28 protein-coding genes are annotated in these 25,032 nt (G+C 42.8%); 7 read left to right on the top strand and 21 right to left on the bottom strand.

Features of this window, described 5'->3' with window-relative positions; translation table 11 throughout:
- Nucleotides 1-83 precede the first annotated feature (83 nt).
- The 4 genes from ACQ4XT_RS00960 to ACQ4XT_RS00975 form a co-directional block, all read right to left on the bottom strand.
- Complete coding sequence (locus ACQ4XT_RS00960) at nucleotides 84-242, bottom strand: hypothetical protein (RefSeq protein WP_446852103.1); 159 nt, start codon at nucleotides 240-242, stop codon at nucleotides 84-86.
- A 55-nt stretch (nucleotides 243-297) separates the two neighbouring features.
- On the bottom strand, nucleotides 298-1,077 hold the full coding sequence (gene pdaA / locus ACQ4XT_RS00965; protein WP_446852104.1) for a delta-lactam-biosynthetic de-N-acetylase: 780 nt from the start codon (nucleotides 1,075-1,077) through the stop codon (nucleotides 298-300).
- Nucleotides 1,078-1,162: 85 nt separating this feature from the next.
- On the bottom strand, nucleotides 1,163-2,470 hold the full coding sequence (locus ACQ4XT_RS00970) for a Na+/H+ antiporter family protein (protein WP_446852105.1): 1,308 nt from the start codon (nucleotides 2,468-2,470) through the stop codon (nucleotides 1,163-1,165).
- Between the two features lie 109 nt (nucleotides 2,471-2,579).
- Entirely contained in the window at nucleotides 2,580-2,729 is a 150-nt protein-coding gene (locus ACQ4XT_RS00975) for an SE1561 family protein (RefSeq protein WP_394219689.1), read from the bottom strand.
- Nucleotides 2,730-2,869: 140 nt separating this feature from the next.
- Here ACQ4XT_RS00975 and ACQ4XT_RS00980 point away from each other — a divergent pair, with 140 nt between their 5' ends.
- Nucleotides 2,870-3,748 carry a mechanosensitive ion channel family protein gene (locus ACQ4XT_RS00980; protein ID WP_446852106.1) on the top strand — a complete coding sequence of 293 codons (879 nt, stop codon included), beginning with the start codon at nucleotides 2,870-2,872 and terminating at the stop codon, nucleotides 3,746-3,748.
- Here the strand turns inward: ACQ4XT_RS00980 and ACQ4XT_RS00985 are convergent.
- The 3 genes from ACQ4XT_RS00985 to ACQ4XT_RS00995 form a co-directional block, all read right to left on the bottom strand.
- Entirely contained in the window at nucleotides 3,718-4,512 is a 795-nt protein-coding gene (locus tag ACQ4XT_RS00985) for a YfkD famly protein (RefSeq protein WP_089651702.1), read from the bottom strand. The genes ACQ4XT_RS00980 and ACQ4XT_RS00985 overlap by 31 nt on opposite strands.
- A 62-nt stretch (nucleotides 4,513-4,574) precedes the next feature.
- Nucleotides 4,575-5,186, bottom strand: coding sequence for a YczE/YyaS/YitT family protein (locus ACQ4XT_RS00990; RefSeq protein WP_446852107.1), 612 nt, complete (start codon nucleotides 5,184-5,186; stop codon nucleotides 4,575-4,577).
- Between the two features lie 389 nt (nucleotides 5,187-5,575).
- Nucleotides 5,576-5,968 (bottom strand): OsmC family protein, encoded by a 393-nt coding sequence (locus ACQ4XT_RS00995; protein ID WP_446852108.1) that lies wholly within the window; start codon nucleotides 5,966-5,968, stop codon nucleotides 5,576-5,578.
- Between the two features lie 155 nt (nucleotides 5,969-6,123).
- On the opposite strand from ACQ4XT_RS00995, the gene ACQ4XT_RS01000 reads away from it, so the two are divergent.
- The gene (locus ACQ4XT_RS01000; RefSeq protein ID WP_446852109.1) at nucleotides 6,124-7,296 is read left to right on the top strand and encodes an MFS transporter; all 1,173 of its coding nucleotides are present in this window, start codon (nucleotides 6,124-6,126) and stop codon (nucleotides 7,294-7,296) included.
- A 205-nt stretch (nucleotides 7,297-7,501) separates the two neighbouring features.
- On the opposite strand, the gene ACQ4XT_RS01005 is transcribed toward ACQ4XT_RS01000, so the two are convergent.
- The 4 genes from ACQ4XT_RS01005 to ACQ4XT_RS01020 all read right to left on the bottom strand — a co-directional run bounded on the left by ACQ4XT_RS01005 (nucleotide 7,502) and on the right by ACQ4XT_RS01020 (nucleotide 10,756).
- The gene (locus ACQ4XT_RS01005) at nucleotides 7,502-8,575 is read right to left on the bottom strand and encodes a metal ABC transporter solute-binding protein, Zn/Mn family (RefSeq protein WP_446852110.1); all 1,074 of its coding nucleotides are present in this window, start codon (nucleotides 8,573-8,575) and stop codon (nucleotides 7,502-7,504) included.
- Between the two features lie 138 nt (nucleotides 8,576-8,713).
- Nucleotides 8,714-9,124, bottom strand: a complete 411-nt coding sequence (locus tag ACQ4XT_RS01010) for a Fur family transcriptional regulator (RefSeq protein WP_446852111.1) — start codon at nucleotides 9,122-9,124, stop codon at nucleotides 8,714-8,716.
- Entirely contained in the window at nucleotides 9,124-9,978 is an 855-nt protein-coding gene (locus ACQ4XT_RS01015; RefSeq protein ID WP_446852112.1) for a metal ABC transporter permease, read from the bottom strand. Before ACQ4XT_RS01015 ends, ACQ4XT_RS01010 begins: the two co-directional genes overlap by 1 nt.
- Nucleotides 9,971-10,756 (bottom strand): metal ABC transporter ATP-binding protein, encoded by a 786-nt coding sequence (locus ACQ4XT_RS01020; protein ID WP_446852113.1) that lies wholly within the window; start codon nucleotides 10,754-10,756, stop codon nucleotides 9,971-9,973. The genes ACQ4XT_RS01015 and ACQ4XT_RS01020 overlap by 8 nt, the downstream gene beginning before the upstream one ends.
- Before the next feature lie 179 nt (nucleotides 10,757-10,935).
- On the opposite strand from ACQ4XT_RS01020, the gene ACQ4XT_RS01025 reads away from it, so the two are divergent.
- Both ACQ4XT_RS01025 and ACQ4XT_RS01030 read left to right on the top strand, forming a co-directional pair.
- Nucleotides 10,936-11,937: a permease gene (locus ACQ4XT_RS01025; RefSeq protein ID WP_446852114.1), complete on the top strand. Its 1,002-nt coding sequence runs from the start codon at nucleotides 10,936-10,938 to the stop codon at nucleotides 11,935-11,937.
- A 27-nt stretch (nucleotides 11,938-11,964) separates the two neighbouring features.
- Nucleotides 11,965-12,831: a TIGR03943 family putative permease subunit gene (locus ACQ4XT_RS01030; RefSeq protein WP_446852115.1), complete on the top strand. Its 867-nt coding sequence runs from the start codon at nucleotides 11,965-11,967 to the stop codon at nucleotides 12,829-12,831.
- Between the two features lie 151 nt (nucleotides 12,832-12,982).
- On the opposite strand, the gene ACQ4XT_RS01035 is transcribed toward ACQ4XT_RS01030, so the two are convergent.
- Both ACQ4XT_RS01035 and ACQ4XT_RS01040 read right to left on the bottom strand, forming a co-directional pair.
- Nucleotides 12,983-13,675 (bottom strand): amino acid ABC transporter permease, encoded by a 693-nt coding sequence (locus ACQ4XT_RS01035; RefSeq protein WP_446852116.1) that lies wholly within the window; start codon nucleotides 13,673-13,675, stop codon nucleotides 12,983-12,985.
- 10 nt (nucleotides 13,676-13,685) lie between these two features.
- The gene (locus ACQ4XT_RS01040; RefSeq protein WP_446852117.1) at nucleotides 13,686-14,567 is read right to left on the bottom strand and encodes a transporter substrate-binding domain-containing protein; all 882 of its coding nucleotides are present in this window, start codon (nucleotides 14,565-14,567) and stop codon (nucleotides 13,686-13,688) included.
- 232 nt (nucleotides 14,568-14,799) lie between these two features.
- Here ACQ4XT_RS01040 and ACQ4XT_RS01045 point away from each other — a divergent pair, with 232 nt between their 5' ends.
- Nucleotides 14,800-16,710, top strand: a complete 1,911-nt coding sequence (locus tag ACQ4XT_RS01045; protein WP_446852118.1) for a heavy metal translocating P-type ATPase — start codon at nucleotides 14,800-14,802, stop codon at nucleotides 16,708-16,710.
- A 46-nt stretch (nucleotides 16,711-16,756) separates the two neighbouring features.
- Here ACQ4XT_RS01045 and ACQ4XT_RS01050 read toward each other — a convergent pair whose 3' ends face one another.
- The 3 genes from ACQ4XT_RS01050 to ACQ4XT_RS01060 are packed head-to-tail and all read right to left on the bottom strand — an operon-like array spanning nucleotide 16,757 to nucleotide 18,418.
- Entirely contained in the window at nucleotides 16,757-17,587 is an 831-nt protein-coding gene (locus ACQ4XT_RS01050) for a YihY/virulence factor BrkB family protein (protein ID WP_446852119.1), read from the bottom strand.
- Nucleotides 17,588-17,609: 22 nt separating this feature from the next.
- Entirely contained in the window at nucleotides 17,610-17,939 is a 330-nt protein-coding gene (locus ACQ4XT_RS01055; protein WP_446852120.1) for a YtxH domain-containing protein, read from the bottom strand.
- Nucleotides 17,940-17,950: 11 nt separating this feature from the next.
- Nucleotides 17,951-18,418, bottom strand: a complete 468-nt coding sequence (locus tag ACQ4XT_RS01060) for a low molecular weight protein-tyrosine-phosphatase (RefSeq protein WP_446852121.1) — start codon at nucleotides 18,416-18,418, stop codon at nucleotides 17,951-17,953.
- 222 nt (nucleotides 18,419-18,640) lie between these two features.
- On the opposite strand from ACQ4XT_RS01060, the gene ACQ4XT_RS01065 reads away from it, so the two are divergent.
- Nucleotides 18,641-20,032: an alanine/glycine:cation symporter family protein gene (locus ACQ4XT_RS01065; protein WP_255574623.1), complete on the top strand. Its 1,392-nt coding sequence runs from the start codon at nucleotides 18,641-18,643 to the stop codon at nucleotides 20,030-20,032.
- Between the two features lie 628 nt (nucleotides 20,033-20,660).
- Here the strand turns inward: ACQ4XT_RS01065 and ACQ4XT_RS01070 are convergent.
- The 5 genes from ACQ4XT_RS01070 to ACQ4XT_RS01090 all read right to left on the bottom strand — a co-directional run bounded on the left by ACQ4XT_RS01070 (nucleotide 20,661) and on the right by ACQ4XT_RS01090 (nucleotide 23,624).
- The gene (locus tag ACQ4XT_RS01070) at nucleotides 20,661-21,326 is read right to left on the bottom strand and encodes an SOS response-associated peptidase (protein ID WP_446855537.1); all 666 of its coding nucleotides are present in this window, start codon (nucleotides 21,324-21,326) and stop codon (nucleotides 20,661-20,663) included.
- 69 nt (nucleotides 21,327-21,395) lie between these two features.
- Nucleotides 21,396-21,767 carry a DnaJ family domain-containing protein gene (locus tag ACQ4XT_RS01075; RefSeq protein WP_446852122.1) on the bottom strand — a complete coding sequence of 124 codons (372 nt, stop codon included), beginning with the start codon at nucleotides 21,765-21,767 and terminating at the stop codon, nucleotides 21,396-21,398.
- An 11-nt stretch (nucleotides 21,768-21,778) separates the two neighbouring features.
- Nucleotides 21,779-22,234 carry a nucleoside deaminase gene (locus ACQ4XT_RS01080; protein ID WP_446852123.1) on the bottom strand — a complete coding sequence of 152 codons (456 nt, stop codon included), beginning with the start codon at nucleotides 22,232-22,234 and terminating at the stop codon, nucleotides 21,779-21,781.
- A 15-nt stretch (nucleotides 22,235-22,249) separates the two neighbouring features.
- Entirely contained in the window at nucleotides 22,250-22,891 is a 642-nt protein-coding gene (locus ACQ4XT_RS01085; protein WP_446852124.1) for an MOSC domain-containing protein, read from the bottom strand.
- The gene (locus tag ACQ4XT_RS01090; protein WP_446852125.1) at nucleotides 22,881-23,624 is read right to left on the bottom strand and encodes a YkgJ family cysteine cluster protein; all 744 of its coding nucleotides are present in this window, start codon (nucleotides 23,622-23,624) and stop codon (nucleotides 22,881-22,883) included. Before ACQ4XT_RS01090 ends, ACQ4XT_RS01085 begins: the two co-directional genes overlap by 11 nt.
- A 163-nt stretch (nucleotides 23,625-23,787) precedes the next feature.
- On the opposite strand from ACQ4XT_RS01090, the gene mreBH reads away from it, so the two are divergent.
- A complete protein-coding gene (gene mreBH / locus ACQ4XT_RS01095; RefSeq protein WP_446852126.1) occupies nucleotides 23,788-24,795 on the top strand; it encodes a rod-share determining protein MreBH in 1,008 nt (335 codons plus the stop codon).
- Nucleotides 24,796-25,032 lie beyond the last annotated feature (237 nt).

Consider the following 25,032-nt stretch of genomic DNA (forward strand, 5'->3'; position numbering starts at 1 on the left):
TCTTTTACTCATTTCCATCTTCAATCCATTTCAAACATTCTTCTACATCCTCTTACATATGTCCACCTACGAAAGTTGTTATTTCAGGGCTGCTCTTTCGATTTTAACATGTCCTTTTTCTTGAAAATCCCCGTTTCGGGACTGTTGTGTGAGTGGGTTGAAAAAATGTCTCGCTTATCGGGGTCGAGGCTCCAAAGAATAGAGGCGGTTTGATTACGTTGGACACGTTTTTCAATGATCATGCGTACCTCCTGTAAAATAGAAAAACCACTACACGGAATGTGCAGTGGTCTGGACTCAGAGTCCCCAAACAGGAGCAGGAACCATTTGTTTGATCATAAGGTCATTCAAACTTCCAAAACTATACCCTCTTTTTCGTAGTTCATCAATAAGTTGAGACAAGGCTTCAGCATTATCTTGAGAAACGGTGTGTAGAAGGATAACAGCACCTGGATGAATTTGGTCGATGACACTTCTATACGCATACTCCCAGCCGCGTTGTTTATCTGTCTCCCAGTCCACAAAAGCAAGAGACCAAAAGGCATGGGTATATCCGAATTCTTTTGCCCACTCTAACGTTTTCTCATTAAAAGTTCCGCGTGGCGGACGGACGAAAGTCATTACTTCCTGATCGGTCAACTCTTTAACAGCCTGATCCACTCTTTCTAACTCCTGCTTCATTTTCTCTTTTGATACTTTTGTAAAGTCAGGATGGCTCCAGGAATGATTCCCGATCAAGTGCCCTTCTTTCGCCATTCGCTTTAGAAGTTCCGGTGCGCTTTCAATATAATGACCGGTAACAAAAAAAGTGGCGGGCACATCTTTTTCCTTCAATACGTCCAGTACTTGACCGGTGTACCCCTGTTCATAGCCATTATCAAAGGTCAAATACACAATCGGGTCACCGGAAGGGTCAGCATAAAAACCATCATACTTCTCAATCATCGGACCGTACCGACCAACGTCAGGGACGGAACCATCCTTTTTCTTACTGAAACCCCAGCCCTCAGCCAATGTCTGGTTTGGCAAAATCAAGAGAATTAACGCCAGAAACAAGGCGAATGTTCTTTTCCACATAACGTACCACTCACTTTTTTCTTAGTATGTGTGGACATCCCGTGAATATAAAAAAAGGCAAGTGGGAAAATTACCCACAAGCCTTTTATAAAAATAAGGAAGCTGCCCAACCGAAGATGAACAGTGGAATATTGAAGTGTAAGAATGTCGGAACACATGTATCCCAAATGTGATTGTGCTTTCCATCTGCGTTCAGTCCGGATGTTGGCCCAAGTGTACTATCAGACGCAGGAGAACCAGCATCACCCAATGCTCCAGCCGTTCCAATTAGTGCAGCTGTAGCCATTGGTGAGAATCCGGCTGACAAACAAATGGGTACGAAAAGTGCCGCCAAAATCGGAATGGTGGCAAAAGAAGAACCTATTCCCATCGTGACAATCAACCCGACGAGTAATAGTAAGAATGCTATGAAGGCTTTGTTGTTGCCGAGATAATCAGAACTGACTTCGACAAGAGCTGATACAGACTCTGTTTCTGTCAGTACGTTCGCATAACCTGCTGCTACTAACATAACAAAAGCGATGAAGCCCATCATACCGATTCCTTCATTTACAACTTTGTCTCCTTTGTTATAAGGAACAACGCGGAAGATGAACATAAGGATAATTCCTGCGAGTGCAGCTAGAATAAGGTTCTGCCATACCGCTTGGATCACCAGGGTAACTACGATTGCTACGAGAGTCCAGAAATGATTAAGGTTAAATTTAGACGATTGTACTTTCTCGACATCAACCCCGTCTCCTTCTGTATTCACATCCGGCAAATCACGTTTTTTCCGATACGTAATAAAAATGGCAATCAAAAGACCGACAATCATACCCGAACCTGGAATGATCAAAGATTGAGCGATCGAACCAATGCCAAGATCAATTCCACTGCTGCTCATGGATGATTGGATCGTTTCATGGAAGATGTATCCAAAACCGATCGGCAGCATAACATAAGGAGCTTTCAAACCAAATGTCAACGCTGCAGCAACAGCCCGTCGATCCAATTTCATTTCATCAAATAACTTTAGTAATGGTGGTATTAAAATAGGAATAAAAGCAATGTGTACAGGGATCACATTTTGGGACAAGCTCGCTACAAATGCGATAACAAGTACCATCATCGTACGTTTATCCTTCAAAACTCGAAGCAGATAACCAATCAGAAGTGAAGTGATCCCAGAATAGCTGATCGCTACCGCAAATGCTCCCAACAATATATAACTAAGCGCCACGCTTGCCTGTTCGCCCATACCGCCGACAAGCAGTTCCAATGAACTCACTAATGTCTCCCCGTTCATGAGTCCTGCGGTCAAACCTGCGGCAAGAATAGCGATAATGACATTCACTCGTAATAAGCTTAAGATTGTCATTACCAGGACAGAGACAACAACTGCCCATGCCATAAAACATTCTCCTCTCATTCTTTTCATGCATTAACGATTTATCATGATAAAGCACGAACGTAAAAAAATCAACCCTCAAAAAAATTGAGAGTCAATTTTGACAATCCTCTTATTCCATGTTCTTTTCAAGATCTTCCAACATGGAAATGAGTCGATCAATATCTTCAACAGACGTTTCTTCCGGGTCTAACTTTTCAATACGTCCCATAAATTCCGCCAGGCGCACCTTCAGATCTTCAATCCGTTCTTGTTGTGACATTCCTCTGCACCTCTTTTCTTCACACTTTCACGTTTTAGCCACGTCTATCATAGTACATGTCAACCAGCCTGTCCACATAGAAGAAATCCATCCCCCACTAATGCTATAATGCTTGATAGAACATATAGGAGGACGAATCCATGTCATTAAATGAGTTTAATGCTTACCTGGAAGAAAACCCCATAATAAGACTTTTATTAATTGCAGCGATCCTTTTTGTAGTTGTCCTCATTCTCCGTAAAGTCATTCATACGTTTTTCAAAAAAACGGACTTCATTGAGGAAAGAAAAGAAAACACCCTGGAATCTATGCTCAATTCCATAATCAGTTACACAGCACTCATCGGCTTCATTCTTGTGGTGCTTGATGAATTCACTTCTATCGAAAGATTACTTGCAGGTGCTGGAGTCATCGGTATTATTGTAGGTTTTGGCGCTCAAAGCCTGATCAAAGACTTTTTTGCCGGCCTGTTCCTTTTATATGAAAAGCAGCTTCACAAGGGGGACTTCATTTCAGTCAACAACACCTTCCACGGGACAGTTGAGGACATCGGCCTCCGCTTCTTAAAGGTACGACAGTGGAGTGGGAAGTTACTGACCATCAGCAATGGTCAAATCAACACCATTGAAAACTACAACTTTGAATATATGCGCGTCATCGAAAAAGTGACCACAAGTTTTCATCAAAACCCTAAACAAGCGTTTCAAGTCTTAGAAAAAGCCTGTGAGCGTTTAAATGAGGAATTGCATGAGTACCTGAAGAAAGATTTGACGGATAAGCCTTATGAACCTTTCCAAGTGTATGGCATGTCTTCTTTGAACCATGAACACCGTGGATATGAATATACAGTCGTCGCTGTGGTCAATGACTTAGTCTACTGGACGGCAGCAAAAAAAACGCGCCTGATCCTTGCTGAAGAATTGTTTGATAACAATATCTTCATGGCAGAACAGCGCGTTGAATTGAACTCATCTCGTCCCGAGGACCATCACTTCACTTCAAATGAAAAGCTCACGTGATCCTGGATCGGGATCCATGCCCCGATTCCCTGCCTCGTGACGTTTTTGACGTTCAACGTTTTTTTCGAACCTTTGAGCTGAATGTACACATCACCAAATGTCACTTCCCCTTTTTCATTGACAGCCGGTGCATAAGCATGCAGAATCCCTACTTTGTTCGTGGGTACACCATAGGTATTGTTTTGCTTCGTCCCTTTACCAATAACAGTGTTGAAGGAAAGTGGAAGCTTGGTATTCTTTTGTGCTTCTAGCAGAATAAGCTTCATCATTTGGTCGCTGTGACTGATTCTTGAAGTCAAACCACCCTTGATTTGCTTTTCTTCTTTCTGGACATAGCTCAGCTTTTCTGTCTGCTTACCACCATGGTTGCTGTATTCATTCGTATTGATCTCCTGGTATTCCCAATTGATATTCGTTTCTTTGGATTCGTAAGCAAGCGGCCATCGGCCTAAAAAAATCTCGCCTCTGTAACCAATGGCGAACGGCGATGGTTTCAATGACGTTTCATTCAACATCTCAATCAATTGCGGGTTCGTCACTCGAATATCCGTATCTTCCATCAATTCTTTCGTAATCTCTTCCGCTTCTAACAACTCTTGATCATCTGTCGAATTCGGATACGTGTTGTCTTTAGATATGTTCAGCACATGATTCGGAATCGCACTTTCTTTTTCTGCTTTCTTATTTTCAGCTGATATCGATCCAGCACTGATGAACATGAAGATCCCAATAAATATGATCAGTCCTAACCATTTTCTTTTCACATCATGGGCCACCTTTCTTTTTTTATATTTTGTGAAAAATGGCCCGGACTATACACAAGGAATCACGAAAGCATCTTGTTCATGGCGTGGTTCGCCTTGCCATCGAAAAACTGAATGAAAGGTCCAATCAAGACAATAATAATGACGGTACCGATTCCAATCGGCCCCCCCAGCGCTACCGCAAGGACAAGCGCAAAAACTTCTGTCAACGTTTTTGCTGTTCGCAAACTAAAACCGAATCTTTTCTGCAAAGCAACCATGAATCCATCGATGGGGTTCAAAGAAAACTTCGGCTGTAAGTATAATGAAACGCCAAAGGCAATAATGGCAATTCCACCGACCAGCACCATCAATTGAACCCAGAAAGACACGAGCCTGAACGTATCAAATACAGACAGCATCCAAAAATCAATGAATTGCCCAATGACGAAGATTGTAACCACAGCCAATAAGTCCGGTTTTTCTTTTGCAATAATAGCGTTTGTAAAAATCAGCAGAGCACCGATCATAATGACCCAGCTCCCCACAGTAAAACCGATGGTCTCTGTCAGGCCGACATTCACAGCATCCCAAGCACCAGCTCCGAGATCTGATTTGATCGTTAATGTAATCCCAAGGGAAATGATGATTAGCCCTATCAAATAAAAGAAAGCTTTAACAAAAATATTCCTCATTTCATCTCTCTCCTCTTTCTTGTATGTATCGCCACACAAAGCTGTTGGCATTTCAACATTTATTTCACTATATGGCAGGATTGTGGAAGACTTGATTTCGAGATGTTTGTGTGGATTTAGGCGCTCCGGGAAAAGGTTCGCTTTCCGTGGGCGAGTGATGAGCCTCCTCGAGCTAACGCTCTGCGGGGTCTCATCTACCACGCACTTCCCACAGGACGCAGTCCGAGGAGGCTCACCGCGCTCCCGCGGAAAGCGAGTTATTCCCAGAAGCCCCCATCCACTCAACAAACGTCTCGAAACTGAGTCTTCAAGTATAGGGAGCTTATACGCAATGGAATAAAGCACAAAAAAAGAGCGCTTATCCAAATTTAGGATAAGGCTCTTTCATTTTACTTGCTTAATTGAATGCACTCAAGCGTTTCTTCCACTTCTATACTATTTTGAACCGATTGAACCATAGAACAATTTTTCTGAGAAATATCCAGGTTCTTCAACAACTTATCCTGGTTCAAGTGATACCCTTTTATAACATAGTGAAGATAAATTTTCTCAATACGATTGGCCTCATCAGGATTCCTCTCAACCTCAGCCGTCACTTTAATATCCTCATAGTCCGTCCGTTGTTTATCCAGGATTTTTCGGAAAACCCCGATGCTGCAACCTGCGATAGATGCAACCATAAGCTGATAAGGGCGGAAACCGAACGTCTCATCACCTGAAATGTTCAATTGCCCGTAATCAAATGACGTGCGAACACCGTTTTCTTTTAAGTAAAAGTCCATCATTCATTCACTCCTTTGACAATATGCTGCGCCTTTAGTTTTATAATAACCGTTTTCAGTGAGGAAATAACCTTCTTATGAGAAAGAAAAACTTGTCCCCTGCTATCGCTTTCTTATACGATAAGGAAGTATGAAAAAAAGGGGGCAGTAAACTTATGGTATCCAAACAAACAAGATTCTGGATCTTGATCGGTCTCGTAACCATCTCCGGTTTTTCCCAAGGTATGCTTCTTCCATTGATTGCTGTCATCCTTGAACAGAACGGCATTTCTTCTTCCATCAATGGACTGCATGCGACTGGCCTTTACATAGGGATTTTACTTTCCTCCCCTTTCATGGAAAGACCACTGCAGCGAGTTGGTTACAAACCAATGATTATGGTCGGAGGGGCCCTGGTTATTGTATCTCTTGCCTTATTTCCGTTCTGGCAGGCGCTATGGTTCTGGTTCATTTTAAGAGTCACCGTTGGAATCGGTGACCAAATTCTTCACTTTGGAACACAAACATGGATTACAGCCACAGCTGAAAAACACAACCGTGGCCGAAGTATCGCTTATTACGGCTTATTTTTCAGTGTAGGCTTTACGCTTGGACCGTTAATGACTAACCTGTTGGCTTTCGGTATCTATGTACCTTTCATCATTTCTTCATCCTTAAGTTTAATTGTTTGGTTATTCATGATTTGGGTTAAAAATGAAACACCTGAAAAAGACCATACCACAGCCTATGGAACAAGTTCAATCAAAAGGTTTGCCAAAGCCATCCGACTAGCCTGGGTTGCTTTTTTACCACCTCTGGCCTATGGATTTCTTGAAGCGACCCTGCATGGAATCTTCCCTGTTTATGGGATGAGGATTGGACATGATGTTAACTTAATATCCTTGATTATTCCATGTTTTGCTGCAGCAAGTTTATTTTCTCAAATTCCATTAGGTGCGTTAAGTGATCGGATCGGAAGAAAAAAAGTCATTTTGACTGTTGTAGCAGGGGGAATCATTGCCTTCCTTGCTGCAGCTCTGTTCGAAAGCTCTGTGATCGCTCTTTTCGCCACTTTCGCGCTAGGAGGTTTATTTGTCGGTTCCTTATTCTCATTAGGCATTTCATTCATGACAGACTTGCTCCCGAAAGACCTCCTTCCTGCTGGGAACATTTTATGCGGCATGGCATTTAGTGTCGGGAGTATTCTAGGACCCTTCTTGTCCGGTTTTTTCTTGGACCTTTGGCCGAACCTATCGTTTTTCTACGTCATCGTCACGCTATTGATTATCGTTTTTGCAGCTACTCTTTACAAAAAAGATCCGGGATCACCATCACTCCAGCAGGCTTAATCCTATCCTTGCAGTGGGGTTATTAAACGAAAGATCCCATTTGGAACTCAGTTTAGTGACATTCGTGCGAGTTTTGCAGCTGCGGGTACATGTTCGTTGTGCTCCAACGTCCAGCCTCTTGATCCATATACAGAGCAACAAAGGAGTGGCTATTCTCGAAGTTTGCGTATAAAAAAGCTGCGGACGTTTTGTCCGCAGCTTTTGTTTATTTCGATAGGGCTTGTGTCAGTACATCAAGGTTTTGTTCCATTAAGCTAAAGTAATCTTCATCGTTTTTAACATTATCTTCAGTTAGAACAGACAGATTGTGGAAACGAAGCGCTTCTGCTCCGATTTCATTTTGAATCACTTCTGAAACTTTTGGGGTAATGTTCTGCTCGAAGACGACATACTCAAGATTGTTTGACTCAGCGACTTGAACGATATTTTCAAGGTCTTTCTGAGAAGGCTCATTTGTCGGACTTAGTCCTGATACAGCAATCTGCTCAATGCCATAAGCCTCTTCCCAATAACCATAGGCTGCATGGGAAACAATAATTTTGCTTTTAGCTTTAGCTTCTACACCTTCATGAAACTCATGGTCTAAATCCATCAGTTTAGCTTGTAGTTCTTTGTAGTTTTCTTCATATAGCTCTTTCTGATCTGGATTCATTTCAATCAACTGACTTTTGATTCCTTCTGCCATTTGTGCCGCTCTTACGGGGTCCAACCATACGTGTGGATCCATTTCTCCATGGTCGTGACCTTCATGACTATCTTCTGCATGGGCATGTTCATCTTCTTCATCTGCATGCTCATCTTCACCGTGACTATCTTCTTCATGCGCATGCTCATCTTCTCCATGGCTGTCTTCTTCATGCGCATGCTCATCTTCTCCATGATTATGAACATGTTCTTTCAGGTCAATATCTGCTGCTGCTTCCAGGATTTCAACACCTTCTGGCTGAATAGATTCGGAAATTTTCTTTGCATAGCCTTCTAATCCAGCTCCATTATAAACAAAAAGGTCTGCTTCTGCCATTTTCACCATTTCCTTGGTTGTTGGCTCATAAGTGTGCGCGTCTGAACCCGGAGGCAGAATGGATTGTACGTTTACCGTCTCTCCACCTATTTGTTCAGTAAAAAACTGTAAAGGATAAACCGTTGTATAAACGCTTAGTTCTCCGTTATCATCACTTGCTGTTTCGTTATTCTGCTCGGTTGTCGTCTCTTCATTTCCACAAGCAGTAACCACTAGAATGGTAAGTATAAAAGATAGTAAGATTGCTAGTTTTTTCATTCGTCGACCTCCTCGTCCTTCCAAAAAGATTATATCGTAACCGTTACACTTTGTAAACAGTAACCATTACTTTTTATAACGAATAAAAAAAGATACCCGCGTTCTACACGCAGGTGTCTTTTCAAACTCGTGCACAGATCAATGACATTGCGGACATTTACCATATATTTCGAACTTGTGGTTTTCCACATCATATCCGTTCAAGTTCTCATTTATACTATCCATCGGGCAGAATTCAATCGACTTTGTTTTTCCGCACGTGGTACAAATGAAATGATGATGATGTCCATGCGTATCACAACCTAAACGAAAATGCTTTTCTCCCCCAAGCTCTGTAGCTTCTAAAATATCAACGTCTGTCAGCATATAAAGATTTCGATAGATCGTATCATAACTTACACCAGGAAAATCATTTTGAATTTCCTTTAAAATTTCTTTTGCTGCAATATATTGATCTTGTTTTACAAAGATCTCCAGGATACGCTCCCGTTGCTTCGTTCTCTTATATCCTTTTTCCTTCAGCCTCTGCAAAGCTGTCTCTACGTTCATTATGCTTCACCCTTTATCCATTGTTGAGATCGAACTCGTTTGTAAAGAATCGACATAATTAAAATTAAAATAGCTGTTACTACAATCGTTCCTCCTGGAGGAACACTGAGATGATAGGATGAAATGAGGCCTATCAAGACAGAGGTTTCTCCAAAAGCGATGGATAGACCAATCGTCTGCTTGAAGCTTTTTGCAATACGAATCGCTGAAGCCACTGGTAGGGTCATTAAGGCCGAAACAAGTAAAATTCCAACCACCTGCATAGAGGATGCGATTACTAGTGCGACCATGACGATAAACAACAAATGAATCCACCTTCCATTTACACCAGACACTGACGCATGCTCCTCGTCGAAGGATAGGACGAAAAGTTCCTTATAAAACAAAATAACAATAAGAATAACAATGGAAGTAATCACAAGCACCGTCCACATACTATCACGACTGACGGCTGTTACACTTCCAAATAAATAACTGAATAAATCCGTATTAAATCCGTCTGCAAGAGAAATAAGGATAACACCAACACCGATTCCGCCGGAAAGAATGATAGGAATGGCAAGTTCTTCATAGTGTTTATACACTTTTCGAAGCCGCTCGATCAATATCGCTCCGAACACGGAAAAGGCCATTCCCATATAAATCGGATTCCAGTCATTGACAGAGGTCACTCTCTTTTCAAGCAAAAGACTTGCAGCAATTCCTGTTAGCGTGATGTGGGATAAGGCGTCTGCAATTAAGGACAAGCGCCTAACCACAATGAACACTCCCAATAATGGAGCAACAATCCCGATTAAGATCCCTGTTATAGCGGCGTTTTGTAAAAATTCATACTGAAGAAAGCTATTAATCATTGTGGTTCACCTCATGATGCGTGTGGTTATGGGTCAGCTGCTGAACAGAATGACCATAGAGCTGATTCAGGTCCTCTTCACTGAACTCCTTATATTCCTCTGAAGCTCCATGGAAATGAACCGTTTTATTCATACAAATGACGTGTGAGGCATGGTCTGTAATCGTACCGATATCGTGAGTGACCATCAGGAGGGTAATTCCCTGCTCTTTATTCAGTTTGCCGAGCAAATCGTAGAACTCCGTTACGTGCTTCGCATCTACCCCGACCGTCGGCTCATCAAGGATTAACAAAGAAGGATCACTCACTAAGGCCCTTGCGATAAACACACGCTGCTGCTGTCCTCCGGATAATTCTCCAATGTTGGAATACGCAAATTCCTCCATCTCTACGACTCTCAAAGCTTCTAAGGCTTTCTCTTTATGTTTTTTATTGAAAAACTTAAATGCGCCGATACGGGAGACCAGCCCGGTCTTCACAACTTCGATTACAGTCGCAGGGAAACCAGAATTGAAACTATTCGCTTTCTGTGAAACGAATCCAATTTCCTGCCAATCCTGATAATGCTTTAAGGTTTGACCGAATAAACGAATGGAACCATGATCCGGCTTAACGAGACCCAGCATCAATTTAATCAATGTGGACTTCCCTGAACCATTGGGGCCGACAAGACCGAGGAACTGGCCGGATTGAATGTCCAAGTTTACATCTTTGACGACCCATTCTCTATCATATTTAAAAGATACATTTTCTAACTTTACTATTGTTCGATTTTCCATGGTCAATCCCTCTCGAAATAATAATCATTACGGATTAAATTATAGTTGAAACGTATGTTCAAGTAAAAAAGCCTGCTCGAAACCTATTGACAGATCTTCTAAAATCCGTGTTAATAGAATAGGACAATTCATAACCATTACGATTTAAATACAATTTTCATCATAAAGGAGGATTATACATGAATCAAGACCATTCTTCCACCCATTTTAAATTCGGATACTTTTTACTCATCATCTTTTTCTTTTTGTTTCTCTTCGGAGACACCATTCCTTTTGATACAGCATGGGATGTTCCCTCTGTTTTGCTGGATATGAATACAGTTTTTATTAGCATTGTGCTTGAAGCCATTCCGTTTGTTCTTCTCGGTGTATTCATATCCTCTGTCATTCAAACGTTTTTAAAGGAAGAAACATTAAATCGTTTCATTCCTAAAAACCCTGCTCTTGCCTTGCTTCCTGCTGTTACGATTGGTGCTATATTTCCTGTGTGTGAATGTGCGATTGTACCGATTGTACGTCGACTGATCCAAAAAGGAATGCCTCTACATGTCGGAATCGTTATTCTTGTGTCGGCTCCTGTTTTAAACCCGATTGTTTTCCTTTCTACTTTTTACGCTTTTCAGACGGACTTGACGATGGCTTGGTCAAGAATGGGATTGGCCTTTATTGTTTCCATACTCATCGGTGCTGTGATTTACGCTTATTACGGAAACAGCTGGCAATTAAATAAAAAGATTGCTTCTGTACATAATCATCACCATAACCATCAGGAGCGAAATCGTTTAGCTGAAACATTCCAACATGCGAGTGATGAGTTTTTTGACATGGGAAAGTTTCTCATTCTAGGTGCTCTCTTTGCCAGTATTGTCCAAACCTTCCTTGCAAGAGATTTTCTCATTGAACTTGGTAATGGCATGCTTGCAGGTCCTTTAGTGATGATGACTCTAGCTTATGTACTGTCCCTATGTTCAGAAGCAGACGCTTTTGTCGCTTCCTCTTTCAAAGGACTTTTCTCTACCAGCTCTATTCTTGCTTTTCTCGTTTACGGACCAATGACTGACTTAAAGAATACGATTCTCATGTTCGCTTATTTTAAAAAGAGGTTCGTTCTCGCTTTCATAGGGATTGTAAGTATGACTGTTTACACCATCACGATCTTATTTGATGTCTTCATCTTGTAATGAAAATCTAGATTGGAGGAACGCTTTATGAAACCTGAATCGCACCAATTTCTACGTGCTGTAATCCTCTTTGGATTTGCGCTTTTTATCTTAAAACTATTGTTTAGCGGTGATATACAAAAGTTCATAGCTCCCCGCATGATGCCTTATATCTACTTCACACTCATAGTCATAGGTGTCCTCGGAGCTATCCAGTACTTTAAAACAGGGGATGAAGAAGAGCATGAAAATTGCGGATGCTCCCACGGTCACGATTATCCCAAATCAAAAATGAAATCCCTTTTGATTTACGCCTTATTCATTGCACCTGTTTTGACTGGAATGATGTTTTCCGACCATGTCATGGGCAGTTCTGCTGCTGCGAACAAAGAATTCAAATACGAAATGCGCAGCACGGATTCTGGAATCAGTACCGAAGCTTCACCTGAGGTTGAAGACATTGATCCTATTGAGTCGAACCCAGGAGTCCTTACTCCAAAAAAACGATTTCCAGACATCTATCAAACGATGACTGAATCGGATTTCATCCAATTAACAGAAGACAATTACATCGGAAGCATCTCCTTGATGGAAGACCATATGGCAGAATATACAGGAAAAGAAATAGTCATGAATGGTTTTGTTTTCCGCGAAGACAGCTACCCGGAAGATCGTATTGTAGTTGGACGCTTTGGAATCAGCTGTTGTGTTGCTGATGGAGGTATCTATGGAGTCATGGTGCAAGGAGAAGAACTGAGCACCTACAAAAACGATACATGGGTTGAAGTTAGAGGAGTTCTCAGTATGGTGGAGTATAACGGTTGGGAACTTCCTCTAATCGAACCGAAAGAAATCACCAAAATTGAAACACCTAAAGAACCCTACGTTTATGAAGAATTCGAATTTTCGGGATAAGTGTCAGCCATATCTCTCTTGAGATGTGGTTTTTTTCATACCAGTGTCGCTGGAAACTGTAACAGGTACCTGAGCACATTGCGCGTGGCAGGTTTAAAAATATACGTAAAGATAAAAAACCAGAGCTGTATGAACAGCTCTGGTTTCATCGTTATAGATATCGGTTGTGACGCTTCTCCAAATAATCTTGAAGCGCCGAAAAAATCATAGTAAGCGGCCAATACACAAGGGCTGCTGTGATATACATTGTCATCGAATCGACCGTTCGCCCTGCTGCGATTTGTGCTTTATTCAAGATCTCAGGTACAGAGATCATGGCAGCAAGTGATGTGGCTTTCAGCAAATCGAGAAAGACATTTCCAAGCGGTGGAATGGCGATTCTCGTTGCCTGGGGCATGATGATTCTTCTTATTGTCTGCCAATACGTAAAACCGAGCGCACGGGATGATTCCCATTGACCGTTCGGAACACTGTTCAGAGAAGCTCGATTGATTTCTGCAATATACGCTGCACTGTTTGTTCCGAAACCGATGATCGCCGCTACGGTTGCCGGCATTTTTATTCCTACAACAGGAAGTCCGAAATACAAAACGAATAAATACACGAGGATTGGGGTACCTCGCATAAAAGAAATATAAAATCGGGCCGGCCATCTGAGCCAGAATAAATCCGATCCTCTGGCAAGTGCTAAAAAGAACCCAAGAACGAGCCCGAACAGCATACCACTCAAAGCGACCAGCAGGGTCAGGGGCACACCTTCAAGAATAAAAGGGAGATTCGCCCAGGCCCGCTCTGCGTTAAAAAGCTTTTCGATTTGAATTTCGTTTATTTCGATACCTAACATAAGGATCTCCTTACAGTTCTAGACCTTCGATTTCACGGATATCTGCTTCTGGCTTTTTCGAAGCATCCTTGCCACCGAAGAACTCTTCAGAAAGCTTCGTAAGGGTTCCATCTTCCCGCATCTCTTGTAAAACAGCATCGATTTCCTCTTTCATTTGGGATGCATCATTCGTCATCACGATGGCTGAGTTGGTCGGATGGAATTTCAAGTCCGGATGTAATTGAACTTCAATATTAGGCAGTGCTTTTAATGCAAGGGACTGCAAGTAATAATCATTGATAATGAAATCTGTTCTCCCACTTTCAACATCGCGTAAATAAACATCGTTTGTTACATTCCCGTATGTTTTCGTCTCTGCCCCAAAGTGTTCAGCAATTTGGGAGAACACCGTAGTCGCTCCACCACCATGTTTTTTTCCTTCGAGATCTTCCAATTTCTCAATTCCAGATAAGTCAGACTCACGGACAATCATTGTGGAATAAGAATATTTATATGGTTCACTAAACGTAAACTGTTCCTGCCGAGCTTTCGTTACTTCCATGTCATTGATCACTGCATCAATACGACCACTGTTGATGGCAGAAAGCAGTCCGTCGACTCCATATTCTTCAAATTTCAGTTCAAGCCCGAGGCGGTCCGCCACCTCTCTCATGATTTCCACATCATAACCAGTCATCTCATCAGAGTCTTCTGGATAATAAGAAGCCGGGAAAAGCGTACCGGAAGTACCGACAACAATCTCCCCCTTTTCTTGGATTTCGCTCCATTTACTATCAGAGGCTTCTTCGCTTCCATTGCTATCTGAACTGCTTTCTCCTTCATCACTTGAACCACAAGCAGCGAGGAATCCGGCAAGCATAAGCATAAGTATAAATAAAAGACCTTTGCGCATTCGTTTTTCCACCTTCCATATGTTTTTTGCACCTGTCTAATATAGCAACTTGATACCTGTAATATCAACTGCCTGGATTCTTTTTTACACATTCCATTATTTCTACTTGTATTCTCACCCTTTCGTGATATCATAATAATATATATTAAATTAAAATCATTTTAAATAAATACCTAAATACCCCGTTTTAATTGACTTTCATTCTCAATTAACAAAAGGAGTTGAAAATTGTATGAATCAATCACGAACCTTATCTTCTATGAAGTGGTGGAAATTACCATCGATTTCCACCCTTAAGGAACACGCTGAATTAATCGCTGCCATAAGCAGCGGATTGCTTATCTTACTAGCGTGGTATGGCGAGCACCATTGGGCACCATCGGTCTATATCAGTTTATATTTGACGGCCTTCCTTATAGGTGGTTTCGCTAAAGCAAAAGAAGGTTTAGAAGAAACCGTAAAAGAAAAATCACTCAATGTAGAATTGCTCATGATTCTAGCCGCTATCGGCTCTGCTTCCATTGGATACTGGACAGAAGGAGCCATCCTCATCTTCATCTTCGCTCTAAGCGGAGCTTTGGAAACATATACGATGAACAAAAGCCATAAAGAAATCTCTTCCTTGATGAGTTTGCAACCGGAGGAAGCCTTTCTTATTACAAATTCCGGATATGAATGGGTACCTGTAAAAACGCTCCAGATCGGCGATCAAATATTAATCAAACCGGGGGAGCGTGTCCCTGCAGATGGAAGGATTGTGAAAGGAAGTTCCACATTAAATGAAAGTGCCATTACCGGTGAATCTCTACCAGTTAGCAAAAGTGAAACAGGAGAAGTTTTTGCTGGAACAATGAACGTTGACGGCAGTCTGGTGGTCTCGGTCACCAAACCGTCGAATGAAACGCTTTTTCAAAAAATCATTACCATGGTGCAAAATGCTCAAAGTGAAAAATCCCCTTCACAATTGTTTATTGAAAGGTTCGAAAGTACGTATGTGAAAATCGTATTGGCCGTCGTAGGTCTTATGTTATTCCTCCCCCACTTTCTATTCGGGTGGTCATGGATGGAAACGATTTACCGGGCCATGATTCTACTTGTCGTCGCTTCTCCATGTGCCCTTGTCGCTTCCATCATGCCTGCAACGTTATCGGCTATATCAAAAGGGGCCCGTCATGGGATTTTGTTCAAGGGGGGCGTACACCTTGAACACCTCTCTCACCTAAAAGCGATCGCTTTTGATAAAACGGGGACGCTCACGAAAGGAGAGCCGGAGGTCACTGACTTTCTTCCAATAGAAATGGACATGGAAGCTTCCATTCTTTCTGTCGTTTCTTCCATTGAGAATGAATCCAACCATCCCCTGGCCCAAGCCATCGTAAAGTATGCTCAAAAAAATGACTGCTCCTTTTCTTCGGTCGAAAATGTCAAAGATCATAGTGGTATGGGCGTGAGTGGACAGTATGAAAACGAAGAGTGGAAAGTCGGAAAAGCCGATTTCGTTGGAAAAGAAACAGCAATGGCTTACAAAGATAACTCCGCAGAGCTCCTTGCCTCCGAAGGAAAGACTGTGATTTTTGTGACAAAGAGTGAACAGATCGTCGCCCTCTTCGCCCTGAAAGATACGGTTCGAAAAGAAGCGAAAGAGGCGATTTCAACATTAAGGGCCCATGATATTTACACCATCATGTTGACAGGTGACAATGATCGAACAGCAAAAGCCATTGCTGAAGAAGTGGGAATGGATAACTATATTGCTGAATGTATGCCTGACCAGAAACTCCAGGAAATCAAAACTTTAAAAGAACACTTCTCTCATGTCGCAATGGTCGGTGACGGAATCAATGATGCCCCAGCTCTTGCTGAAGCTGATGTCGGTGTCGCGATGGGAGAAGGTACAGATGTCGCGCTGGAAACGGCTGATGTGGTCTTAATGAAAAATGACCTCCCGAAAATTGGTGAAGCTATTGATGTTTCACGAAAAATGAACAAAATCATCAAACAAAACATTATTTTCTCTATAACCGTAATCATGCTCTTAATTGTAAGCAATTTCCTACAGGTCCTTGACCTTCCTTTAGGTGTCATCGGACATGAAGGGAGTACGATTCTCGTGATATTAAATGGACTCAGACTATTAAAATAAAGAAAATAGGCGGAACCTTGGAAGGTTCCGCCTTTTGATATGTGTGCTATCCCCATGTCTCTTTCGTCCTACGATGATGGCTCATGGCATTGATCTCCCCTCCCAGAATAATGACCACTCCTGAAAGGTATAACCAAATCATAAGCACAATCACTGTACCTAAACTCCCATATGTCGCAGAGAAATTCCCGAGACTACTCACATAAAAAGAAAACAACAGGGAAACTAACTGCCAACCAAATGTCGCAAACACCGCCCCTGGAACGGTATCACGGTATTTTAACCGCTTATTTGGTGCCATGACATACAAAAAAGACAAGACGATGTAAAAGATGATGGATGAAATAACCCACCTCATCCCGTTCCATAACGTCAAAAAGTTCTCAGAAAGTCCGAACACGGAAAACAGTTGGATGCCGATCGTATGACCAAGCACAGGCAGCAGAAAAGCAATCCCGATGACGAAAACCATGGCCACTGTCAGGACAATCGCTATGATGCGCGATACAAAAAACGACCGGTTCTCCCTTACGTTATGAGCACGGTTGAATGCGCGCATAATGGCATTGACCCCATTAGACGCGGCCCAGAGAGTCCCAACTAAACCGATGGATAGTAAACTTCCATTTTCGCTGCTTAGTAAGGACGAAACGTTTTCGGTAATCAAATCGAATGTCTCAGGCGGTGCATAGGTACTGACGAATGCAAGCACTCTTTCCTCGTCAATATGTAAATACCCGAGTAATGTAAGCAGGAATATCATAAAAGGAAACAAAGATAGTAGAAAAAAATACGACAGTTGAGCTGCCATCCCTCCGACATCATCTTCACCGAAGCGAGTAAACAGCTCTTTGCCAAAATTCTTGATGGTCTTCACAATATTCCCTCACCTCTTGTGATCAAGAAGCTTCTTTTGAATCGTCAACAGCTCTCAGCTGCTCTTTCACTTCTTGATTGATTTCCCCTACTTTATTCAGCATACTCTCCGCCTTGTCCAATAATTCCAGAAGATCTTCGACTCCTTTATTCACCTGGGCAGAAAAAGCCTCATAATTCACTCTCACTTTGTGGATCGCTTCTGAAGGCTGCTTCACGAAACTTTGACACTTCGAGCCTGTAGCCCGCGATTTTTCTCCTACATACTGGCGCGTATCTCTGTCCAAAAGAGCAGCGATTCCTCCCACCAAAGCTCCGACAAGTACACCTTTCCAAAGTTTACTCTGTCCCATAAACATCCTCCTCAAAGATTATGATCGTTTTTTATTGTTTCTAAAAGTTTATAACACCCATCATGGACGAGATCATACACATATTCAAAATTACCTGTGAAATACGGGTCAGGCACTTCACTTTCCTTCGAATGAGGAACAAAGTCCAGCAGTTTAGCGACCACTACATCATTTTTCTCTCGAATTCCTTTCAGGTCCTGGATGTTTTTATCATCCATCGCAATTAAGTAATCAAAGTCATCCCAGTCGGATTCCTTCACTTGTCTTGCACTCATGCCCTCATAAGAGATGCTTTTCTCATCAAGGAGGGCACGTGTCCCTTCATGAGGTTCAGCTCCGATATGCCAATGACCGATCCCTGCAGAATCGACGGTTATTTTTTCATCCAATCCTTCTTTTGTCACAAGATCTTTAAAAATAGCTTCTGCCATAGGTGAACGACAAATGTTGCCGAGGCAGACAAATAATACACGAATCATAACTATGTTCCTCCAATGTAGTATTTCTCATCTGTTTATTTTCTATGAAATCGTCGAAAATCCTGCCAAACTAAAACAGTTCACCCAAATATCTTCCCTTTTTATGTCGAAATCAACCTTTATTTTTTAATTTTTGTACGGAAATGACCTTGACATTTGTTTCTAATTTTCGGAATATTTAATATATGGACAAATACTAAATATATGGATAGGGGGAAGATGATGGGTGAAGGTAGTGCACTACACAGTTTTTTAAGTGAATTAAGTGGAATCGTCTGGGGACCGTTCCTCTTGATTTTATTAGTCGGAACAGGGGTTTATTTAACACTTCGTCTCGGGTTTCTTCAATTTAAAACGCTCCCGTACGCTCTAAAACTTGCTTTTAAACCAAGCAAAGAGAAGAAAAAGAATGAAAAGGGGGATATTTCGCATTACCAGGCTCTCACAACAGCTCTTGCGGCAACCATCGGAACAGGAAACATTGCTGGTGTAGCAACGGCTGTTGTCCTAGGGGGGCCAGGCGCCGTTTTCTGGATGTGGGTGACAGCTGTTTTTGGTATGGCGACGAAATATGCCGAAGCTGTACTAGCCGTTAAATACAGAATTGAAGGGAAAAACGGTGAAATGTCCGGCGGACCGATGTATTATTTGTCCCGCGGTTTGAAAACAAAGTGGCTTGGACGCCCTCTTGGTTTCTTATTCGCAATCTTCGGTGCTGTCGCTGCATTCGGAATCGGGAACATGGTACAGTCCAACTCCGTTTCTGATGTAATGGAAGGCACATTCAATGTTTCTCCATGGGTGACGGGTGTTCTGTTGACCCTCTTAGCTGGTTTAGTATTGCTCGGAGGAATTAAAAGTATCGGGAAAGTCACGGCTTTCTTTGTTCCAATCATGGCTATCTTCTATGTCATTGGTGCATTAATCATACTTATCCTCAATTACAATATGGTTATCCCTGCATTTGGCACGATCTTTAATGATGCATTTACAGCGAGCGCTCTTGGTGGCGGTCTACTCGGAACAGTCATTCGTTATGGTGTCGCACGTGGTGTGTTCTCCAATGAAGCAGGTCTCGGCTCTGCGCCGATCGCTGCTGCTGCCGCACGTACGGACTATGCAGGTCGTCAAGCACTCGTTTCGATGACTCAAGTTTTCATTGATACCATTATTGTTTGTACAATGACAGGTCTAACGATCGTCATGGCTGGTCAATATCAAGGCGGCCTGGATGGCGCCGACTTGACTTCTACCTCCTTCCAAATTTTCCTTGGTGATGTAGGAGCATATATTGTAACGATAGGCTTAGTATTCTTTGCCTTCTCTACCATTGTTGGTTGGTCCTACTATGGGGAAAAGTGCTTTGGCTATTTGACGAAACAACGATTCATTGGTGTTTACAAGATTGTATTCGTAGCGTTTGTCCTTGTAGGAGCCGTATCTCAACTTAGCACAGTGTGGGTTTTCGCTGACGTGATGAATGGGTTAATGGCCTTCCCGAACTTGATCGGACTATTACTCCTATCCGGTGTCGTAGCTGCCGAAACGAACAAGTTCCTGAAAGTCGCCAAGAAAGAAAAACAACAAGAACGCGAACAACGACAAGCAGGTTAACCTTTAAAACAACATTCAAAAAGAGCTTACAGCACAAATCCCGCTGTAAGCTCTTTTTTTATGAAAGAAACGCTCCCTTTTCTTGAAGACTCAGTTACGAGATGTTTCCGGGGTTCGTTGCCTGGTTGAGCGTCAGGGGTGACTGGGAAGCAACTCGCTTTCCTGTGGGGGAACGCCGAGCTTCCTCGGACTGCGTCCTGCGGGATCTCGCCTATTTCCTTCTCCCACGGGAGTCTCGCAGCTTCCCAACCACCCCATTCCATGTAAGGGAGAAACGAACCCCTGTACCAAGTTGAATTGTCTCCTACTACCCAACTGTTAGAAGTATAAAGCGCTCTGTATCAGGCTTTCATGTAATCTGGATCGTTTAATATGATCCGCTTCTTTCTATCATACATACTGATTATTGAGGAAGTGGTTTCGAGAATCTTCCATGGCAAGGGGCGGAGGGGAATGGCGAGACTCCTGCGGGAAAAGAGTGCTTGGTGAGACCCCGCAAGGCGTTAGCCTGAGGAGGCTCACCGCGCTCCCGCGGAAAGCGAGTCATTCCCCGCAGCCCCACCCACTCAACAAAAGTCTCGAAATCGAGTCTTCAACAATCCTGCCAGATTCTTTAATAAAGGTGTGGTCACGCTATGGGGGTGATGCAGTCAGGGCCTTCGTTTTTAGCTGAGTTGACGTAGTCGCTGACTTCATAGGCGCGGAGGTCGTCCATTGTCATTTGTTCAACAAAACCTTTGGCATCCGAAGGTGACCATTTCACTGGTTCAATCCACTGATCCTCTTTTCCTTTTGGCAGGATCACAGGCATCCGGTTGTGAATCGGAGCCATGAACTCATTCGCATCCTGAGTGAGAATCGTACAGGTGTAAAGGGACTCTTCTTCCCCTTCCCATTGGTCCCACAAACCGGCAAAAGCAAAAAGTGAACGTTTTCCAGGTTGAATCCTCACAGGTTGTTTTCCTGATTCAGTCTTTTGCCATTCATAAAAGCTATCCGCTACAATTAAGCAGCGTTTTTGGCTCATCAGCCTTTTGTAGCTGGGCTTTTCATGAGCAGTTTCACTTCTTGCGTTTATCATTTTATAGCCGATTTTAGGATCTTTGGACCACGAAGGGACAAGCCCCCACTTCATATAACCTGCCCGTTTTTGTTTTCCATCATGGATGACCGCCAGCACCTTTTGACCTGGTGCGATGTTATATCGTGGTTGATAACCATCGATCGGCCTTTCGATTCCATACTCTTTCAATATTTCCGCTTCTTCAGCTAACAACGTGTACCTTCCGCACATATCATCGCCTCCCAATCGTTTTCTCATGACCACCTCAACCATTGATAAATATAAAAATTCCGGCGTCATTCAAAATCCGAAACGCCGGTCAATTTTGCTTTGATACTGTTTGAATGCCCCTGATTGGTTCATTTTCCTCTTTTCCATCATCATATCAAAGCGAAGCTTTTTCTCTTTCCATTCCTTTTTATAATGAGCGGATAACTTCGGGTCTTTAATCTCAGCTATGAGATCTTCAATTTCTACCATTTCTTTTTTCAGGATCATTTCTTCAGGCAGCATGTTGGCATTCTTTAAAATCCGGTAACTGTTTCTAAGTTCTGGAGGCAGATGAGCGAATTCGTCTTTGGGAAGTGGTTTTCCTTTCCCAGGTAAATTGTCAAAATCACCTTTTTTCATGGATTGTTTAATCTTCTCCTCAACCAAATGTCCATAATCCATCTTTCTGCCTCCTATCTTTTTTTCGTCAAATAGGCTTTCATTGCATCTAATTCACTATTTCCAATTGGTTCGTGGATCATCGTGATATCCCGTTGGTTCTTTGGTTTTTCAAGGTCCTGATAAACTTTTTCTGAAAGGGTGAGTCCAACACGACTGGCTTCTTCAACGGATTGGGAGTAGATGACTTTTTTTAAATTGGAGAAGTACATGGCGGTGAGACACATCGCACAAGGCTCTCCACTCGCATACATCGTACAATCACTTAAATCAATAGTCCCCCGTGCTTGTTGAGCTTTCTTAATGGCTACCATTTCAGCATGAGCACTGACATCGAGGTGGAGATGAAGTTCATTTACACCTTCAGCAATAATTTCTCCGTCACAAACAAGAACAGCTCCGAATGGGTGTCCTCCATCGTTTACATTTTCTAAAGCTAACTGCAAAGCCCTCTCTGAAAAAGGATTCATGATTTCTTCCTCCTCTCATTTTTGTAGACGTTTGTTCAGGGATTGCCTCAAACTACCGGCCAGTGGTTCAACTGCCACAATCCGTCTGATTTCAGTGGCGTTATCTCGATCATGATAGCGCACCTCATTGACATCATTCACTGTCACTTCACCAGGATGAGGCTCAATTAAGGTCATGTAGTCCCCAGGAGTCACGTTCCCCTCCTGTAACACTCTCAAATAGAAACCCGAAAATCCTTTCTCCATGACTCGTGCAGGAAAATCATCAATTCCATGAGTTCGAGCTATAATATAGCATGGCTTTCTGGGCTCAGACACTTGCAGGATGGCTTCTCCTAACTGAAAAATATCCCCGATGCGGATATCACGTTCGTCAATCCCTTCTACCGTCAAGTTTTCACCGAAAGAAGGAAAAGAAAATTCTTGACCGTAATGATTTTCCCAGTGCCTGTAGTGCTGGGCGGGGTAGAGACATACGGCTTTATCGCGGCCGCCATGATTCTTTTTATCTGCTTGTTCATCCCCTTCAAAGTTCAAATAAGTCAAATGGACAGGACCTTTAACGGGGGTTTTCCGGTAGGCACTGTTCAATTCCCCTTTATCCGTTTCATAGGTTTCCGGACGACCGACATTCAAAGATAAGAGTTTATACTTCACTTAAGGTCCCCTCTTTCCATTGCTTGATCCAAGCTGGGAGATAATCATAGCTCCAAGCATCCATCGGATAATCAACAAAAACATCTTCTCCATTTTCATAGAGCGCTTGTATTAACTCATTCATACTGCCGAAATAAAATTGATAGAGAAATTCATAGCTGAACGGTTCTTTTGGCATGTGCTGATCTGCACAAACCTGCGGATCACTATAGTTCAAATAGGTACGACAAGGAATCGGGCGCACTTCATAAGCCATACATAATTGAGTTTCTGGATCCAGCATCGGGCAAGGCAGATTCAACTTTTTATATTCCAGTTTTGTCTCTGGCGCTTCATAATCCATAGCCATGGCTTTCTGTAATTTGTCCTGCTGATCTTCATAATAACTTTCCCAATGGGCATAAATCGCTTTTTTTCGATCTTCAGAAAAGTTCTCAATGGAACGAAACAGCATCTTCGCTTCCATTTTCGTAATGACAATCGGGAAATAGCAGCAAAAAGCACACCCCATAAAACAATTCGGCTTCATGGAGGTATATTCCTCCATACGCTCAATTTCGTGATCGACCTCGGTTAGCAAACGCTGAAAACTACTTAATATCACGGTTTCTGTATCTTGTTCACTATCCAATAATTCATCTACAATCCCGTCAAAAAATGAAGGGTCGATTTCATACGATTGGTTTATTTTTTCACACCGCTTTATGATTTCTTCATGTTTCAAAAAACTCATAGTAAAACTCCTCTGTCTATCGTTAGTCCCATTATACATGGGGGATGACTTATGACACCACTTTCACCCCGACCACGAATTTCCTGTTGTTCAACCCCCAAAAAAATCCTATGATATGAGAAGACATATAAATAGAATCTTTCACCTTTGGAGGTACGTCTACATGTTATCAAATGCAGAAATCGGTATCGATCTTGGTACTGCAAATATACTGATTTATTCAAAATCAAAAGGAATTTTACTTAATGAACCGTCTGTTGTCGCCTACAACACAGAAACGAAAAATGTGGTGGCTGTAGGAAAAGAAGCCAAAGAAATGGTCGGAAAGACACCGAGGAACATCATCCCTGTCCGCCCGTTAAGAGATGGTGTCATCGCTGATTATGATATGACCGCACAAATGTTGAAGGAGCTTTTGAAAAAAGTATCCAAAAAATCCGGCATCTCTATGCGTAAACCGACCGTCGTGATTTGTACGCCTTCAGGCTCAACTTCTGTTGAACGCCGGGCCATTCACAATGCAGTGAAAAGCTATGGGGCCAAAAATGTGCACCTGATTGAAGAACCAATCGCAGCCGCAATCGGTGCTGACCTTCCAGTCGATGAACCCATTGCAAACGTAGTCGTAGATATCGGTGGTGGAACGAGTGAAGTAGCGATCATCTCCTTCGGTGGTGTCGTATCCTGCAAATCCATCCGTACAGGTGGAGACGTCATGGATGAGGAGATCATCCAGCACGTGCGAAAAGCATACAACGTACTAATTGGAGAACGCACAGCCGAGCAAATCAAAATGGAAATCGGCTACGCACTGATTGATCACCCGGAAGTAACGATGGAAGTAAGAGGTCGTGACATGGTCACAGGTCTCCCAAAAACCATTGAACTAAAATCCACGGAAATTCAAGGAGCCCTGAAAGAGTCTCTTGAACAGCTGCTGGAAACGATTCGCGCAACCCTTGAAGACTGCCCACCGGAGCTAAGTGGTGACATCGTAGACCACGGTGTAATCCTTACCGGAGGCGGCTCCTTGCTCAACGGTATGCAGGATTGGCTGTCCAACGAAATTTCCGTACCCGTACACATGGCCCCAAGCCCGCTGGAATCCGTAGCCATCGGAACCGGCCGCAGCCTGAAAATGATTCAGAAACTGCAAAAAGCAAGTAAGTAAGTTAGAAATGCGGAAACGCCTTGGGAGCCCCGACAAGCATAAGACGAGGAGCGCAGTGAGTGGATCCTCCCTCACGGAGGTCATCGACTTATGTCTCGAGGGGCTAGGCGTTGGAGCTGGACAATTTGAAGTGTGGAACCACCCCGGGAGACTCGAAAAGCACAAGACAAGCGGTGCAGTGGAGCGATCTTCCTCCACGGAAGCGATTGTCTTATGTCTCGAGAGTCTGGGTGATGG

The organism is Halobacillus sp. 12SKB (genome assembly GCF_052941655.1).